Below are 15,854 nucleotides of genomic sequence, written 5' to 3'. Positions count from 1 at the left end.
ACGCGCCCGACACACCAGCTACCGCGTCAAGAAACCCGACGAACCCGCCTCGATCCGCCACCCAGGCCCCGCCACGGTCCGGCTCTACCTACTCGCCCCACCCACCGCGTGATCAAATACCCGCAAGATCAAAATAAGCTTCACGGCATTGAGCCAAGAGCAACCATCGAGTTGACTCGACTGAAGCTACGTTCTAGTCTCGTCAAAGCAGCGTCCGCGGCGGGGTCACGCATATTTCAACGGTTTCCCACATACCCAAAGAGGAGCCTGTTCATGGCTATGCCCGCCGGCCTTCCCATCGTCGACACGCTCATCGGCTTCCCGCATGAGGGATTCGACCAGTACGACTTCATCCGTAAGCAGACCAAGGACAAAGGCTCCCAGGAGAGCGAGTTCCCGGTCGAGTACATGTTCAAGGAAGTCCCCAAGGACCTCCCGACCCACGACCCGGTCTCCGTCACCCTGTACGAGATGGACCGGTACGGCATCGAGATCGGTCTGGTCAGCGTCGCCGACGAGGCCACCGCGTTCGCCCTGAAGAACCACCCGGACCGATTCATCCCGTGTGGCAGCCTGCGCGACCCGAACGACGTGAGCGGCAGCGTGCGCGCCGTCCGCCAGGCCTACGAGGAGTATGGGATCAGGGCGCTGGGCGCCTTCCCAGCCGGGACGTTCCCGCAGGTGGCGATCGACGACCCGAAGATGTACCCGATCTACCAGACCTGCGTGGACCTCAACATCCCGATCTTCTGTACCGCCGGCATCGCGGGTCCGCGGGTGAAGTCCGCGGTACAGGAGGTCTCGCGGATCGACGCCGTCATGTTCGATTTCCCCGACCTGGTCTTCGTCACCCGCCATGGCTGCGAGCCATGGGAGGAACTGGCCGTGAAGCTGATGCTGAAGTGGCCGAACCTGTACTACTCGACCACGGCGTTCGTGCCGAGGTACTACCCGAAGGCGATCATCGACTACGCGAACACCCGCGGCGCCGACAAGATCATCTATGGCGGCTACTTCCCCATGGGCCTGACCCTCGAGCGGATCTTCACCGACATGGAGCACGTGCCGTTCAAGGACACGGTCTGGCCCAAGTTCCTCAGCGAAAACGCCCGGCGCGTGCTCCGGTTGGACGGGTAGGCGCCGGCCGCCGGTGTCGCCGGCGAGCCCGCCGCGCCGATCCACCCACGCCCGCCCGCCGTGGGGCCGCACCCATCCTGCCGAGAAAGGACCGTCGACGTGGCCAGTTCTCCGGCCGACGCCCGCTACACCATCATCTCGTCCGACACCCATGCCGGCGGGAGTCACGTCCAGTACCGCGAGTTCCTCGACTCCGCGTACCACGAGGACTTCGATGCCTGGCGCGGAAAGTACCGCAATCCCTTCAGTGACCTCGGCGACTACCGGCGGCTGCGCAACTGGGATGACGGGATTCGTAACTCTCAGCAGGACGAGGACGGCGTTGTGGGGGAGGTCATCTTCCCGAACACCGTGCCGCCGTTCTTCCCCAGTTTCGTGCTGTTCGCCGACCCGCCGAAACCCGCGGACTACGCGCACCGCCGGGCCGGGATCCACGCGCACAACCGGTGGCTCGAGGATTTCTGTAGTCGCTTTCCGCAGCGTCGTGCGGGTGTCGGGCAGATCTTCCTGAACGATATCGACGACGCCATCGAAGACGCGGTCTGGATCAAGGAGCACGGCCTGCGGGGCGGCGTACTGCTCCCGCCGGTCCCGCCGCACGTGGACTGGATCAAACCACTCAACCACCCGGACTACGACCGGCTGTGGGCGGTGTGCGAGGACCTCGAGATCCCGCTGAACGTGCACGGAGGACAGGGCTTGCCGTCGTACTCCAGGCACTCTTCATCGGCGCTGGTCATGACCGCGGAGATTTCTTTCTTCTCGCACCGTCCGCTGACGTTCATGCTGCTGTCGGGGGTGTTCGAGCGTTTTCCCCGACTCAAGCTCGTCATGACCGAGCAGGGCTGCGCGTGGCTGCCGCCGCTGCTCAGGCAGTGGGACTCCACACTGCACCGCATCCGTACCGACGGCGCGATAGGTGAGCTGCGCTTCTCCCCGGATCAACGGCTGCCGAAGTCCGCGACCGAGTACTTCCAGCAGAACGTCTGGCTCGGCGTCAGCTTCCCCCACGTCCCTGACATCGCGGCGGCCAGGGACCACCTCGGCGTGGACAAGCTGATGTGGGGCAGCGACTTCCCGCACGACGAGGGCACCTACCCCTACACGACGCTGCACCTGCGCCAGCTGTTCGCCGACTGGCCGCAGGCCGAGCTACGCAAGGTCCTCTCCGAGAACGTCGCGAAGATGTACGGCTTCGACCTCGCGGCGCTCGCCGAGCCGGCCTCCCGGCTCGGGCCGACGGTCGAGGAGATCACCCGTCCGCTCACCGAACTGCCGGAGAATCCCAACGAGGCACTGCTGGCAAACGCGCACGCCGCTGCCTGAGAACAGGCCTCTGGCCAGCACGTCCAGCTGCTTCCCGCGGCCACAGATTCTTTCTCAGCCCACGACAGGAGAAATCGCTTGCCATAATCCTGGAATCCAATATGATAAAATCTGCACAAAAGATTGACATGCAGCGCCGAACATAAATCATCGGAGCGCGGCAGGAAAGGATGCTCGCCGTGCAGATTGCTGGTCCTCCGGCGCCCGAGACGCTGAGCGACGACCAGCTTGCCCGGCGTCAGCGCATCGTGAAGGTCGCACTTCGATCATTGGCCCGCAACAACTACGAAGATATAAAGATCAACGATCTGGCCCGGGACGCGAACGTTGCCCTCGGCACACTGTACCGGTACTTCGCCTCGAAGGAACACCTGCTGGCGGTCGCCTTCATGGAGTGGCAGTCCGTTCTGAAGGTGAAACTGGAGAGGTTCGTCCCCGCCGGCGCCACCGAGGCCGAACGGCTGAGCGAGGTATTCCGGCAGGTCACGAGCGCCTTCGAACTCCAGCCGCGATTCTTCCGGTTCATGACCATTCTCCACGACACGACAGACCCGTACGCGGCAGCCATATCGAGCTCCACCCGGTCGGTGTTCAACAAGACGGTCGAGGACACTCTCGGCGGCCCCCTCGACGCCGACCAGAACGCCATCGTGCGAACGGTCAGCGCGGTGTTCGAGCATGCCATGCGCAACTGGATCATGCAGCGGCTGACCATCGACGACGTGTACGAGCGGCTGGAAGCCTCGATCCGGCTGATCTACCATTACTGCCCCGAGGGCTCACCGCCGTCGCGTTAGTCGGCCTGGTCGCCCTGCCCGCCGGAGGGAGCCGATCTTCTTTGGCCACCGCCCACACCGCTCATACCGCCGCCGCCGGGGCGAGCCCGGCTGCCGCGGGGCAGCCGGGCATCGAGTTCGGCGTGTACCTGCCGCAGGTCGCCCTCGACTTCGAGTTCATGCTTGACCGGGCGCTGGCCTGCGAACGCCTCGGCTATGACGCGTTCTGGCTGTTCGACCACCTGTACGCCCCCGGCCTGCCGGCGGTGCCCAGCCTGGAGGGCTGGACGCTCGCGACGGCCCTGCTCGCGCGGACCACCCGGCTGCGCGTCGGCCACCTCGTCACCTGCAACAACTTCCGGCACCCCGCGCTGCTCGCAAGGATGGCGGCCACCGCCGACGTCATCTCCGGCGGCCGGGTCGAGCTGGGTCTCGGCAGCGGCTCGGTCGAGCAGGAGCACCTGCAGGCCGGGTTCCCCTGGGGCACACCGCGGGAGCGCGGCGAGCGCCTCGGTGAGGCGCTGGAAATCATCACCCGGATGTTCGCCGCGCCCCGCACCACCTTCGAAGGCCGTCATTACGCCGTCCACGACCTGCCCAATCTGCCGGGGCCCGTCCAGCGGCCGAGGCCACGGATCCACCTCGGCGGCGTGGGGCCGAGGTGGACGCTGCCGCTGGTGGCCCGCTACGCCGACGTCTGGAACGTCCCGACCTACGCCCTCGACCGGATCGGCGAGCTGAGCCGCGCGTTGGACGCCGAGTGTGAGCGGATCGGGCGGGACCCACGGTCGGTCCGGCGCTCCGTCGAGGCGGTGCTCGCGATCGCGCCCGAGAACCGCCTGGAGCAGGCCACCGCGCTGGCGCGGCGGCGCTTCGGCGGGCCGGGGTACGGGTTGACCGAAGGCGGCTTCGTGGGGACGCCCGAGCGGGTTCGGAACCGGATCGCCGAGCTGGTCGAGGCCGGCTTCACCACCTTCGCGTTCATCACCCACGACCGCGCGGCCGACGACACGCTCCACCTTTTCGCCGAGGAGGTCGCCGCCCACTTCCCACGCACCGCGGCGACCTGAGGCCGTGCCCCGCCGCCAGCGGCCGCGCCTGGCAGCCACCGCGTCCGGTCGGGGCCCCGGGACCAGCACCGGAGCGGGGCGGGTTGTCCCCGCAATCGTGGCAGCCACCACATCTGCGATGTTGACGTCGACCTGACAATTGGTGGCACGATGCCTGTCTGGGAGATGGGGCAACCGATGACCGGCGGCAACGGGCGGGGCGAGCCGTGGTCCCACCTGGGCGGCGTCAGCCGCGCGGGCCCACGGCGGACGGCCGCCCCACACCGCACCGCCAGGAGATCAGCAGTGTCCGTGATTGCGCTACCCGGTCGTCGGAATCCGCGCGAGCCGGCGGAACCCGTCGTCGAACACCCGAGAGGATGCCATTGTGGCTGAGCACACCGAAGCCAGCCCGGCACGCGCGCTGCCCAGCGCCACCCGCCCCCGGCGCGACGCCGACGAGGCGAACCCTCGGCGTGGCACCGGCCGCACCCGGCGCGGCCGCCAGACCCGCGGGGATCTCCTCGGCGCGGCCCGCACGGTCTTCGAACGGGACGGCTACCTGCACGCCCGGGTCGCCGACATCTGTGATGTCGCCGGACTCTCGCACGGCTCGTTCTACACGTACTTCGTCTCCAAGGAGGAGATCTTCCGCGAGGTCGTCGACTCCGTCGAGCTCGACCTGCTCAGCCCCGATCCGGTGCCCGCCAGCACCGACCCGGTCGAGCGCATCCGCCGGGCAAACCGCCACTACCTCCAGACGTACGCCGCGAACGCGAAGATCATGAAGGTCATCTTCGAGGTCTCCACCTTCGACGAGGACGTGCACCGGATCCGGCTGCAACGCCACCAGGCGTTCGCCCGTGCCATCGAACGCCGGACCAGGATGCTGCAGGACGCGGGCCTCGCCGACGCCGAGATCGACCCCGCCTACGCGGCCCAGGCGCTCGGCGGGATGGTCAACTACTTCGCCGACCTGCTGTTCAACACCGAGAACAGCTCCGGCTTCGAGCTGGACACCGCAGTGGAGCAGCTGACCATGCTGTGGGCGAACGCCATCGGAGTACGCCGCCACGCCGGCTGACCGGGTGACGGTACGGATCTCACCGCGGCCCGGTCCGGCGCCCCCCACCGCCGGCCCGTCCGATCAGCTCTTCGCGGCGCTCACGCGCTGTCCGAGGCCGGTTTCCTCGTCCGGGCCGGGCGGTCCGAGAGGCCTTCGGCGGTGATGAACTGGCAGCGGCACCGGCTGATGCGCCAGCCCGCCGCGGTCCGGACCAGCTCGTCGGTGTAGACGGCATGGCGGGCGACGCCGTCGGAGCGGTCGACGAACAGCAGGTTGCGCGTGGTCCGGGCGTCGTCCGGACCGAGCATGTCGATGACAGGCGGGCCGCCGAGATGCAGTCCGCCGGGGGCGGCGGTCATCATCGCCCGCAGCGCGTCGTGCCCGTCGAAGGACCGTCCGTAGACCAGGTAGCTGGCGTCCGGGGTGAACAGCGCCACCCAGCCCGCCACGTCGTCGAGGTCGAGCGTCAGGCAGTACCGGGCCAGCAGGTCGCTGATGGCCACCTGGTCGGCGGGCGAGGGAAGCGGCACAGCTCCTCCTGAAGGGCAAAGGGACGTCAGGGTGACGGTGGCTGGTCGAGGAGGCGCGCCTCACGGCGGGCGATCCGCCACGCCCCGTCGACCTGGACGAGGTCGTCGAGGTAGCGCCCGGCCATCGCCGGGGCCAGCCGGTCGTCCGTGTAGCGCAGGAACACGAAGTCGGCGGTCGAGCGGACCCGATCCGCACCGGCGGGTTCCAGCACCGTGTTGACCATCAGGTGCATGCCGCGCTGCTCGGGCCGGCCCTGCGTACGCTCGAAGAACGCGATCATCTCGGCCGGGCCGCGCAACGTCTGGCCGCCGTAGGCGAACTCGCCGTCGGCGGTGAACAGCGCGACGAGACCGGCGAAGTCGCCGTCGTCGCACCGGTGGCAGTAGCGCGCGAGGACCGCGCCCACCGCGAGCTGATCCTGCACCGCGACCTCGGTCACGACGCCCTCCCCCTGTTCACTCGGCGGCCAGTCGGGCGCCCAGATCACTGTCCTTGCCCGGGGTCTCCATCACCAGCCGCGAGCGCACGACCTTGCCCGACGCCGTCCGTGGCAGCGGCCCGTCCCAGCGGACGAGCTGCTCGGGCAGCTTGCGCGTCGCGGTCCCGTGGCCGAGCAGGTGCGCCACGACGTCGGCGAGGGTGACCGTGGCGCCGTCGGCCGCCACGACCGCGACCGCGAGCCGCTCCCCGGTGGTGCTGTCCGGCATGCCGAACGCGGCGGCCTCCTCGACTCCTGGCAGGTCGGCCAGCGTGGCCTCGACCTCACTGATGGAGATCTTCAGGCCGTTGCGGCTGACCACCTCCTTGAGCCGACCGACGACGGTCACCCGACCGTCGTGCAGCTCAAGCTGGTCGCCGGTGCGAAACCAGCCGTCCTCGAACGCGACGGCGTCGTCGGCGGGGTCGAGGTAGCCGAGGAACAGGCACGGGCCGCGCAGCAGGCCCTCCTGCGGATGCTGCTGCGAGCCCAGCCGGACCTCGCCGCCGGGCAGGAGCGCGCCGTCGTCGGCGAGGCGCCGCTCGCGCGGGTCCGCCGGCAGGCTGCCGGCGAAGGTCGGCGCCTCGGTGGAGCCGTACACCCGGGCGATGTCGATTCCGAAGCTGTCGGTGGCGAGTTCCAGCAGCGGGCGTGGCAGCATCGCCCCGCCGAGTGCCAGCGTCCGCAGGCTGATGCCACGCGGCCCGGTGGGGCCCGGGGCCGGGTCGGTCGTGGCGGCCGCCCGCAACAGCCGTTCGGCGATGACCGGCGCGCCGCCGAGCACGGTGGCTCGGGCGGCGTTGAGCCGGTCCAGGGTCCGCTGCGCGTCGAACCGGTCCTCCAGCACCAGGGTGGCGTGGCGATCCGCGGTGAGATGCAGCTGCAGCAGCCCGGTGATGCTGGTGAGCGGGCTGACGAGGAACACGACCGCGTCCTGGTCGGCGCTCGTGCACAGGGCCAGGTTGTCGGAGCCGGCGGTGAGGGTGTTCAACGAGTGCACGACGCCCTTGGGCCGGCTGGTGGTGCCCGAGGTGAACAGCACCACCGCCGCGCGGTCGCGATCCGGTTCCCGCCACGGCGGCGATCCGGCCGGGTCCGCGCCGGGCGGGACGGCAACCTCGTCGAACAGGTCCAGCGGCACGACCTCGCCGGCGTCGGCCAGCGCCTCGGCCAACCGGCGGGTCTCGCCGGCCGGCATGATCACCCGCGGGTGCGGCGCTCCGGCGTCGAGGGCGACGCGCAGGTCCGCGGCGCCGCACCGACGGTCCAGCACGATGGTCGTCACGCCGGTACGCAGCAGCGCGTGGTAGGCAATCACCCCGTGCCGGGTGTTGCCGGCGACGAGCACGACGGCGTCGCCGGCCCGCACCCCGCGCGCGGCCAGGACGCCGACGCCCGCCGCGACGGCCGCGGCCAGCGCCGCGTGGGTGAGCGCACCGTCGTTGTCCACGACCGCGGGCGCGTCCGGCCGGCGCACCGCGCCCGCCTCCAGCCCGTCCGCGAGAAGCCGGTTGTTCCACAGCCCACGGGCCCGGTACTGCTCGGCGCCCGCGGGCAGGGCCCGGGCGAGTCCGACCGGGGTGCTCATCGGCCCGCCCGGTTCGCGGCCCGCGCCAGCATCTTCGTCAGGTTGGCCTGGAACGCCGGCTCGTCGAACGACGCCGTCTCCCGGGCGAGCGCGTCGGTGAGCGTCGTCGTGACCGCGCGGTGCAGCGCGGCGTTGAGGATCGCCTTGGTCTCGGTCACCGACTGCGGCGGCAGCGCCGCCAGGCGGGTCGCGAGTTCCAGCGCGGTGGCCACCGACGTGCCCGTCGGGACGACCCGGTTGGCCAGTCCCAGCCGCAGCGCCTCGTCGGCCGGGAGTCGGTCGCCGAGCAGGATGTACTCCTTCGCCCGCAGCAGGCCGGTCAGCAACGGCCAGGTGAGGGCTCCCCCGTCGGCCGCGACCAGCCCGAGGGCGACGTGCGGGTCGGCGAAGTAGGCGTGTTCCTCGACGACGACCAGGTCGCTCAGGGCGGCCAGGCTGCAGCCGAGGCCGACGGCCGGCCCGTTGACGGCGGCGACGATCGGGACCCGCACCGCCGTCATCCCCCGGACGATCTCGGCGGCCTCCGCCATGACGGCCGCGCGCAGCTCGACGTCGGTGGTCATCCGGCTCAGCAGATCGAGGTCCCCGCCCGCGGAGAAGGCCGTGCCCGCGCCGGTGAGGACGATCGCGCGGACCTGCGGGTCAGCGTCCAGGCGCGGCCACACCTGCGCCAACGCCGCGTGCAGCGTCCCGTCGGCGGCGTTGAGCGCGCCGGGACGGTTCAGGGTGACCACCCGCACGGCGCCGTGCGCCTCGACGAGCAGCGGGGCATTCGTGAGCTGAACCTCGGTCATGTGGAGCTCCCATCGGGGCCTGCGCTGACATCGGAGATCCTGCGTGCCGCAGATCAGGACAGGGTGTAGCGGATCGGCAGTCGCTTGGGGCCGCCGACGAACAGCGTCTCGACGTACTCCGCGGTGCCGGCCAGCTCGGCCGACTTCAGCCGGGGCATGAGCTCCGCGTAGAGGGCCTGGCCCTCGAGCCGGGCCAGGTGGGTGCCGAGACAGTAGTGGGCGCCGAAGCCGAAGCCCACGTGCCGGTTGGGTGCGCGCCCGACGTCGAACTGGTCGGGGTTGGCGAAGACGTCGCCGTCGCGGTTGGCCGACGGATAGGACAGCAGCACCGACTCCCCCGCCCTGATCGGGACGCCGCGCACCTGGGTGTCCTCGGTCGCCGTCCGCATGAACTGCTTGACCGGCGACACCCAGCGGACCATCTCGTCGAACGCGGTCGGGACCAGGGCCGGGTCGGTGGACAGCCGCCGCAGCTGCTCGGGATGCTCCAGCAACGCGTGCAGCCCGCCGGCCACCGCGGCACTGGTGGTGTCGTGCCCGGCCGTGGCGATCAGCGTGTAGTAGCCGGCCGCCTCCAGCTCACCGATCAGCTCGCCGTGGATGGTCGCGTTGGCGATCACCGAGCCGAGGTCGTCGGTGGGGTGGGCCCGCCGGTCGGAGATGAGCGCCTGGAAGTAGAGGAAGAAGTCGGTCAGCGCGCCCAGGCGCGCGTCCCCGTCCACACCGCGCCGCGCCAGGTCGGCGTCGTTCGCGCCGAAGAGCTCCTGGGTGAGCGTGAGCATCCGGGGGAAGTCCTCCTCCGGTAACCCGAGCAGCGAGAGGATCACGTAGAGCGGGTAGTTCACGGCGACGTCGGCGACGAAGTCGCACTCGCCGCCGAGGTCGGCCATGTGGTCCACGTAGCGCTTCGCCAGTTCCTCGATGCGCGCCCGCAGCCGGCGCACGCCCAGCGGCTTGAACCAGTCCGCGCTGATGTGCCGGTAGATCGGGTGGTCGGGTGCATCCATCTGGACCAGGGAGCGGATCGGCATGGTGACCGTCTCGCCGTCCTTCGGCTTCGGGCCGAGCGCGGGCCGCGGCGCATTGATCCAGACATCGGAGCGCCGGGCTATCGTCATCACGTCCTCATGCCTGGTGATGGCATAGAACGGCGCGTATTCGGGATGCTCGACGCGGTGCACCGGCGATGCGCTGCGCAGCACCGCGGTGGCGGCGTGGAACCGCTCGTTGTCGGCGTAGGCGCTCGGATCGGTGAAGACGCTGGCCGCGGCCTCGACATCCATGCGTGGTCCCCTCACGTGCCTCGCGCCCGTTATTCCGCCCACCAGAACGTCGACGCAAGTCTCGACGTCGACGTCGACAGTAGCAGCGGAGGTGGTCCTCGGGACAACCTCGGAGCCCACCCCGAGCCGGACTCGGCGTGCGGGGTCCGGCTCGCGGCCGACCCGGACAGGCGGACAGGCGGACAGGCGGACAGGCGGACAGGCGGACAACACTGGCTGCCCGCCCGTCCCGCCGGCTTGACGCAGGGCGGGTTGCCGCCAGAATATCGAACTCGATACCAATATCGAGTTTCGCGCCGGTCCGAACCGACCGGCAGGGCCCAGGAGTTGACGCCGTTCTGACCACCACCGTCGCCGCTGACATTCCCACCGACGACGTCGGCGCGCTCCGCGAAGCCCTGCGCGCCGCGCTCGGCACCACCTGGCAGGAGCATGCACCGAAGACGGACGTTCAGTGGCGCCCGAGGTGGCCGGTGCTGGCCGAGCTCGGCCTGCCGGCCTTCTGCGTGCCCGAGGCGCTCGACGGCTTCGGCCTGCGGGTCGACGTCGCCGCCTCCGCCGCCGCCGAACTCGGTGCCGCGCTGCACGCCAGTCCCTTCGCCGGCCTCACCGCGAGCGCCCATCTGCTCGCCCACTGCGCTGGCAACCCGCAGGCCGAACAGGTGCTGGCCGGCGTGCTCGCCGGCGAGCGCGTCTGCGCGTTCGGGTACCTCGGCGCCGGGGACCAGGTGGCGCGACTCGTCGACGGCGCGCCGGACGCGGACGCGCTCGTTCTGCTGAACCGCGCGCGGGGCGAGTTCCTGCTGCTCGAAGACCCCGCGGACTGGACGGCCGACAGCCGCCGGCACGGCTTCGACCTGACCCGCGGCTGCGCCGACGTCACGCCTGCCGCCGGGCGCGGTCATCTGCTGCGCCCATCTCCCGAGGCCGCCCGTCGCGCCGTCGACCTGTACGAGCTGCTGCTCGCCGCGGACGCGGTCGGCGGCGTGCGCCGGATGCTCGACCGCACCATCACCTACGCCGGTCAGCGCCGGACGTTCGGCAAGCCCATCGGCGGCTACCAGGCCGTGCAGCACCGCCTCGCCGAACACACGGTCCGGGCCCGCGGGATGGCGCTGCTCGTCACCGAAGCCGCCCGGCTGCTGAGCGCCGAGCCGACGGCGGCGGACGCGGCACGCCAGGCCCGGCGCTGCGTCGCCACAGCCTCGCTGAGCGTGAGTTCCGGCGCCCCGCACCTGCTGCACGACCTGCTCCAGCTCACCGGGGCCATCGGCTTCACCTGGGAGTACGGACTGCACTACTACGAACGCCGGGCCCACCAGGATGCCCGGCTGGCCGCGAACCCGCGCCACGCCCAGCGGTCGCTCGCCGAGGTGGAGGGATGGACCGATGGCAGCTGATCTCACGGCAGACACCGAACTCACGGCGGGCGGGCCGGGCGGCGCGGGCGCGGACGTCGACGCGTACCGCCAGCGCGTCCGCGCCTTCATCGCCGAGCGCGGCCTGCCCATGGACCGGGAGGGCGTGCGGGTCCCCGAGAGCGCCGCGCAGGAGCGGCAGATCCGGGACTGGCTGCGGGCCCTGTACGAGGCCGGCTACCTGGGCGCCGGCTGGCCGGTGGAGTGGGGTGGCCAGGCGGGCCACCTTCCCGTCCACGACCTCGTGGTCATGGAGGAGCTCATTCGCGGGGACGCCTACCGCCCCCTCGACCAGGTGATGCTGGCCGCGCATGCGGTCATCGCGTTCGGCAGCGACGAGCAGAAGCGGGCGCTGCTCCCCCGGATCCGCGCCGGCGAACACATCTGGTGCCAGCTGTTCAGCGAGCCCGGGGCCGGCAGCGACCTCGCCGCCCTGCGCACCCGCGCCGAGCCGGATGCGGCCGGTGAGACGTTCACCGTCACCGGGCAGAAGATCTGGAGCACCGACGCCCAGTGGTCCGACATGGGCCTGCTGCTGGCCCGCACCGACCCGACCGCGGAGCGCCACGCCGGCATCACCGCGTTCGTCGTCCCGATGGACCTGCCGGGCATCGACGTGCGGCCGATCCGCGAGATGACCGGTCACGCCGAGTTCTGCGAGGTCTTCCTCGACGGCCTCCAGCTCGGTCGCCAGCACGTGCTCGGGGAGGTCAACGGAGGCTGGAAGGTGGTCACCTCGGGGCTGGCCTCCGAGCGGGCCTTCGTCGGTGCCAACGCGATCCAGCTCGAGCGCCTGTTCCAGGACCTCGTCGCGCTCGCCCGCACGGCGCGCCTGCCGGATGGCACACCCGCCCTGGCGCACGAGGACATCCAGGCCAAGCTCGCCGCGGCCCTCACCCGCGTCGAGGAGGTCCGGCTCATCGTCCGCGACACCGTCGAACGCATCCTGGTCGAGGCCGAGCATCCCAGCGACGGCCCGGTGGCCAAGCTCGCCTACACCGAGACGAACGTCGCCCTGTCCGAACTCGCCCTGGAGATCATCGCCTCCGCGGTGTCCATCGACGACGACGGCGCGCAGGTGGCCGACCGCTGGCAGCACAACTTCCTCTGGGGCCGGGCCCTGACCATCTCCGGCGGCGCATCCGAGATCATGCGCGGCCTCATCGGCCGCCAGCTTCTCGGCCTGCCCCGGGCGTAGCCACCGAGGGAGAACTCGGTAAGCAGCAGGGTCTACGGGCCGGGCGACGCGGACGGCCGGCGTGCACGCCGCCGAGGTCGAGGACGACCTCGGCGGGGGGGGGGGGGGGGCGCGGGGGGGGGGGGGGGGCCGGGCGGGCGGCCCCCCGCCGGCGGCCCGCCCCGCCGCCGCCGGCGACGGGAACGCTGCTTGAGCCTGGTCAGCACAGCGCTCCCGTCGCCGCGAAAACCGAGCCCCGAGTGTTCCGCGGAGCACCAGGACTCGACGGCCCCCCACGGACCACCGGGATCCGATGGTTCCGCGGAACACCACGACGGCCCCGCCGCGCACCACGACCCGGCGCTTCCGCGGCCGGATGCGGCACAGCGGATCAGCACGGGACCGTGGTGCGGGACCGTTGTGCGGGACCGTTGTGCGGGCCGCGGATCCTCCACGCGGCTCAGGCGGCCGGATCCCGCAGCAGTACCGAGGCGCGCACGGCCGGGTCGAGGTGCGTCGCGCGGGCCCAGGCGCCGAGGGCGTAGGTCAGCTCGGTGGAGCTGCCCAGCAGCGCGTCGAGGGCGAGGACCCGGCTGTGGAAGTGGTGGTGGGAGTGCTCGCTGGTGAAGCCGATGGCGCCGAGGACCTGTAGGGTCCGCTCGCAGATGCGCCGGCCGTTGCGACCGGCGAGGGCCTTGACGATCTCGTCGTGGCGCGGCGGGGCCGAGTCCTCGTCGAGGCCGATGGCGACGGTGGTGACGCTCTCGAGCGCGACGCAGTCGGTCTGGGCCCAGGCGAGCAGGTGCCGGACCGCCTGGAACGTGCCGATGGGCTTGCCGAACTGCTCGCGGGTGGCGGCGTGGGCGACGGCGAGCGTCAGCGTTCCCTCGGCCGCGCCCAGGATCTCCAGGGCCAGGGCGAGGCGGCCGAGGCTGCGGGCGCGGGCCCGGGCGGGCCCGGCCTGGCTCTCCTCGACGGTGGCCGGCGCACCGGCCAGGTCGGTCACCACCTCGTGCACGACGAGCTGGCCGGGGACGGTGACCGGCGCCAGTTCGATCTCGTCCGCGCCGACCACGACCGCGCCGTGGCCGGGGCGGTCGACGAGCAGGGCGGCGCCGGTGACGTCGCCGAGGACGACCTGCCGCTCGCCGCGGCGCGGCGAGTGGCGGCCGATCGCCGCGACGAGGGAACCCGGCGCGTGCCCGGTGAGCGCGGCGAACGGCTGGGCGATCAGCGCGCCCAGCGCGGTCGAACTGGCCAGCTCCCGGCCCTGGGCGCGGAACAGCGCCAACGCGGCACCGCGGACGTCGCGGTCGGCGAGGTCCGCCAGCAGGTCCCACCAGCCCAGCGCGTCGAGCGGATCGGTATCGCCCGCCGGGGCGCGCAGCGTGCGGCACGCGGCGTCGAGAAACTCGTGGTCGGTCTGTTCGATCGTCGAGGTCATGGCAGGCGCAGGATCTGCTTGGCGATGGTGTCGAGCTGCATCTGTTGCGAGCCCCCATAGACGGTGACGATGCGGGAGAAGAGGTAGTCCTGGCGCTGGGCGGCGGCCTCGTCGTCCTGGATCCCGACGGCGAGGTCCGCGTCGCTCGCGAGCCGCCAGTTCTGGACCGCCTGCTCGCTGGACGCCAGGTGCAGTTTCACGAACGTCGCCCGGGCACCCAGCGGCACGTCGGCGGCATGCGACCGCAACGCCGCATAGCTGCTCGCGCGCACCGCGGCCAGGTCGAGCAGGGCGTCGCCGAGCAGCGCGTCGCCGGCCGGTTCGCCGTGGGCGAGGGCGTCCAGCACCTGGCGGTACAGGAAGTTGTGGCGGAACCAGGCGAAGGTGCCGCGTTCGTGGCTCAGGATGTGCATCGCGACCCGCCAGCCACCGTTCAGCTCGCCGACGATCCGGCCCGGCCCGACGAGGACGTCGTCGAAGGTGACCTCGGCGAGTTCGTCCGTGCCGTTGGCCTGCTCGATCGCCCGGACCTCGACGCCCGGGGAGCGCAGGTCGACGGCGAACGCGGTGAGACCGCGGTGGCGCGACGCGACGGTGCCGGTGCGCGCGAGGACCAGGCACCAGGTGGCGTAGCGCGCCCAGCTTGTCCAGATCTTGCGGCCGGTAATCGCGTAACCGCCGTCGACGGCCACCGCGCGGGTGCGCACGGCGGCGAGGTCCGACCCTGACTCGGGCTCGGAGAAGCCCTGCGACCACAGCTGTTCGCCGCGCAGGAACTGCGGCAGCACCTCCGCCAGGAAGCCCGGCTCCCCCATCGCGACAAGCGTGGGCGCGAGGACCTCCAGGTGCTCGAACAGCGCCATCGCGGGCAGCCCGTGGCGCGCCAGCGCCTCCCACATGGCGGCCCGGTGCAGGATGTCGCCGCCGAGCCCACCGAGCTGCGTCGGCCACCCGTAACGAGCCCAGCCCTCGTCGAACAGCACGCGCATCAGGGCCGACGTCACCGCGACGCGTTCCTCGTAGGAGGCGATCGGCCGGGTGGCGGCACGCAACTCGGCGGGCGGGGACGCCAGCCACACCTCAAAGGCGGCAGCGTACGCAGACGCATCGTCACCCCATGGCAACCGCGGCACCACCGCATCCTCCACTCACGCACTCGCGACAGACCTCGATATTGATGTCGAGTTCGAGCCTACCGCAGAGTCTCCCCCGGCCACACCTGATCGGCCGCCGCCGATGGGAAATCCATCGCCACCAGCGGTCGACAGCGGTGGGACAGGCCGGTCGGACCGACGCCCACGACGATCACTTCGGCGTCGGCCATCAGCTGCTCCCCGCGCAGCCTTTCGTCGCGTTCCCGGGCGGCCCGGCCATCGCCAACAACACACGCATTCCGCGGCTCCCGATTCGGCGGGTTTCAGCCTCGGCCACAGATTCCGCGGCACCGGCCAGGTCTTGCCGCCAGTCCCCCGATGTGCTATGGATCAAAAACAGGGGGAAGGGTCATTGCTCTTCTCCTCGACGTCCAGGTACGGACGGGTTACCTGCGTGCAAGGCGGCGCCCGGGGTAGAATGCGGGGCCACCCGGGGCAGAGTTCCGCGCGACGCCTGCCGTCTTCAGGGCTCACCAGCCAGCGGTGGATGTCAGGCTCGGTGAGGTCGGGCCGGCATTGTCCCGAACCGCCGCTCGCACTCGACAGGCCAGCCATACCGCCCGTCGGTGACGAATTCCCGAATTCGGCCCGGCAGTGGGTGACTTCCACCCGGCCGCGATCGACGGCAGCCGA

At 71.3% G+C, this 15,854-nt stretch carries 15 protein-coding genes; 8 read left to right on the top strand and 7 right to left on the bottom strand.

Annotation, left to right across the window (positions count from 1 at the left end):
- Window positions 1-273 precede the first annotated feature (273 nt).
- The 5 genes from MXD60_RS24885 to MXD60_RS24865 all read left to right on the top strand — a co-directional run bounded on the left by MXD60_RS24885 (window position 274) and on the right by MXD60_RS24865 (window position 5,372).
- Complete coding sequence (locus MXD60_RS24885) at window positions 274-1,137, top strand: amidohydrolase family protein (protein WP_248821827.1); 864 nt, start codon at window positions 274-276, stop codon at window positions 1,135-1,137.
- 99 nt (window positions 1,138-1,236) lie between these two features.
- Window positions 1,237-2,463 (top strand): amidohydrolase family protein, encoded by a 1,227-nt coding sequence (locus MXD60_RS29545; protein WP_248821825.1) that lies wholly within the window; start codon window positions 1,237-1,239, stop codon window positions 2,461-2,463.
- Between the two features lie 179 nt (window positions 2,464-2,642).
- A complete protein-coding gene (locus MXD60_RS24875; protein WP_248821823.1) occupies window positions 2,643-3,260 on the top strand; it encodes a TetR/AcrR family transcriptional regulator in 618 nt (205 codons plus the stop codon).
- 41 nt (window positions 3,261-3,301) lie between these two features.
- Window positions 3,302-4,309, top strand: a complete 1,008-nt coding sequence (locus tag MXD60_RS24870; RefSeq protein WP_248821821.1) for an LLM class flavin-dependent oxidoreductase — start codon at window positions 3,302-3,304, stop codon at window positions 4,307-4,309.
- A 367-nt stretch (window positions 4,310-4,676) separates the two neighbouring features.
- Window positions 4,677-5,372 (top strand): TetR/AcrR family transcriptional regulator, encoded by a 696-nt coding sequence (locus tag MXD60_RS24865; protein ID WP_248821819.1) that lies wholly within the window; start codon window positions 4,677-4,679, stop codon window positions 5,370-5,372.
- Window positions 5,373-5,452: 80 nt separating this feature from the next.
- Here the strand turns inward: MXD60_RS24865 and MXD60_RS24860 are convergent, their stop codons facing one another.
- The 5 genes from MXD60_RS24860 to MXD60_RS24840 are packed head-to-tail and all read right to left on the bottom strand — an operon-like array spanning window position 5,453 to window position 10,028.
- A complete protein-coding gene (locus tag MXD60_RS24860) occupies window positions 5,453-5,884 on the bottom strand; it encodes a nuclear transport factor 2 family protein (protein ID WP_248821817.1) in 432 nt (143 codons plus the stop codon).
- A gap of 26 nt (window positions 5,885-5,910) precedes the next feature.
- Complete coding sequence (locus MXD60_RS24855; protein ID WP_248821815.1) at window positions 5,911-6,324, bottom strand: nuclear transport factor 2 family protein; 414 nt, start codon at window positions 6,322-6,324, stop codon at window positions 5,911-5,913.
- A 16-nt stretch (window positions 6,325-6,340) separates the two neighbouring features.
- Entirely contained in the window at window positions 6,341-7,951 is a 1,611-nt protein-coding gene (locus tag MXD60_RS24850; RefSeq protein ID WP_248821813.1) for a class I adenylate-forming enzyme family protein, read from the bottom strand.
- Window positions 7,948-8,745 (bottom strand): enoyl-CoA hydratase/isomerase family protein, encoded by a 798-nt coding sequence (locus MXD60_RS24845; RefSeq protein ID WP_248821811.1) that lies wholly within the window; start codon window positions 8,743-8,745, stop codon window positions 7,948-7,950. Before MXD60_RS24845 ends, MXD60_RS24850 begins: the two co-directional genes overlap by 4 nt.
- Before the next feature lie 53 nt (window positions 8,746-8,798).
- A complete protein-coding gene (locus MXD60_RS24840) occupies window positions 8,799-10,028 on the bottom strand; it encodes a cytochrome P450 (RefSeq protein ID WP_248821810.1) in 1,230 nt (409 codons plus the stop codon).
- Window positions 10,029-10,291: 263 nt separating this feature from the next.
- Here MXD60_RS24840 and MXD60_RS24835 point away from each other — a divergent pair, with 263 nt between their 5' ends.
- The 3 genes from MXD60_RS24835 (at window position 10,292) to MXD60_RS29050 (ending at window position 12,837) form a co-directional block, all read left to right on the top strand.
- Entirely contained in the window at window positions 10,292-11,428 is a 1,137-nt protein-coding gene (locus MXD60_RS24835; RefSeq protein WP_308222596.1) for an acyl-CoA dehydrogenase family protein, read from the top strand.
- Window positions 11,418-12,644 (top strand): acyl-CoA dehydrogenase family protein, encoded by a 1,227-nt coding sequence (locus MXD60_RS24830; protein ID WP_248821808.1) that lies wholly within the window; start codon window positions 11,418-11,420, stop codon window positions 12,642-12,644. Before MXD60_RS24835 ends, MXD60_RS24830 begins: the two co-directional genes overlap by 11 nt.
- 61 nt (window positions 12,645-12,705) lie before the next feature.
- Entirely contained in the window at window positions 12,706-12,837 is a 132-nt protein-coding gene (locus MXD60_RS29050; RefSeq protein ID WP_283098944.1) for a hypothetical protein, read from the top strand.
- A 246-nt stretch (window positions 12,838-13,083) separates the two neighbouring features.
- On the opposite strand, the gene MXD60_RS24825 is transcribed toward MXD60_RS29050, so the two are convergent.
- A complete protein-coding gene (locus MXD60_RS24825) occupies window positions 13,084-14,067 on the bottom strand; it encodes an acyl-CoA dehydrogenase family protein (protein ID WP_248821806.1) in 984 nt (327 codons plus the stop codon).
- Entirely contained in the window at window positions 14,064-15,200 is a 1,137-nt protein-coding gene (locus MXD60_RS24820; protein ID WP_248821804.1) for an acyl-CoA dehydrogenase family protein, read from the bottom strand. Before MXD60_RS24820 ends, MXD60_RS24825 begins: the two co-directional genes overlap by 4 nt.
- Window positions 15,201-15,854: the final 654 nt, after the last annotated feature.

Origin of the sequence: Frankia sp. AgB32, from assembly GCF_023243045.1 — a bacterium.
GTDB lineage: Bacteria > Actinomycetota > Actinomycetes > Frankiales > Frankiaceae > Frankia.
The sequence above is the reverse complement of the archived record's forward strand: the minus strand, read 5'-3'. Positions and strand labels throughout refer to the sequence as shown.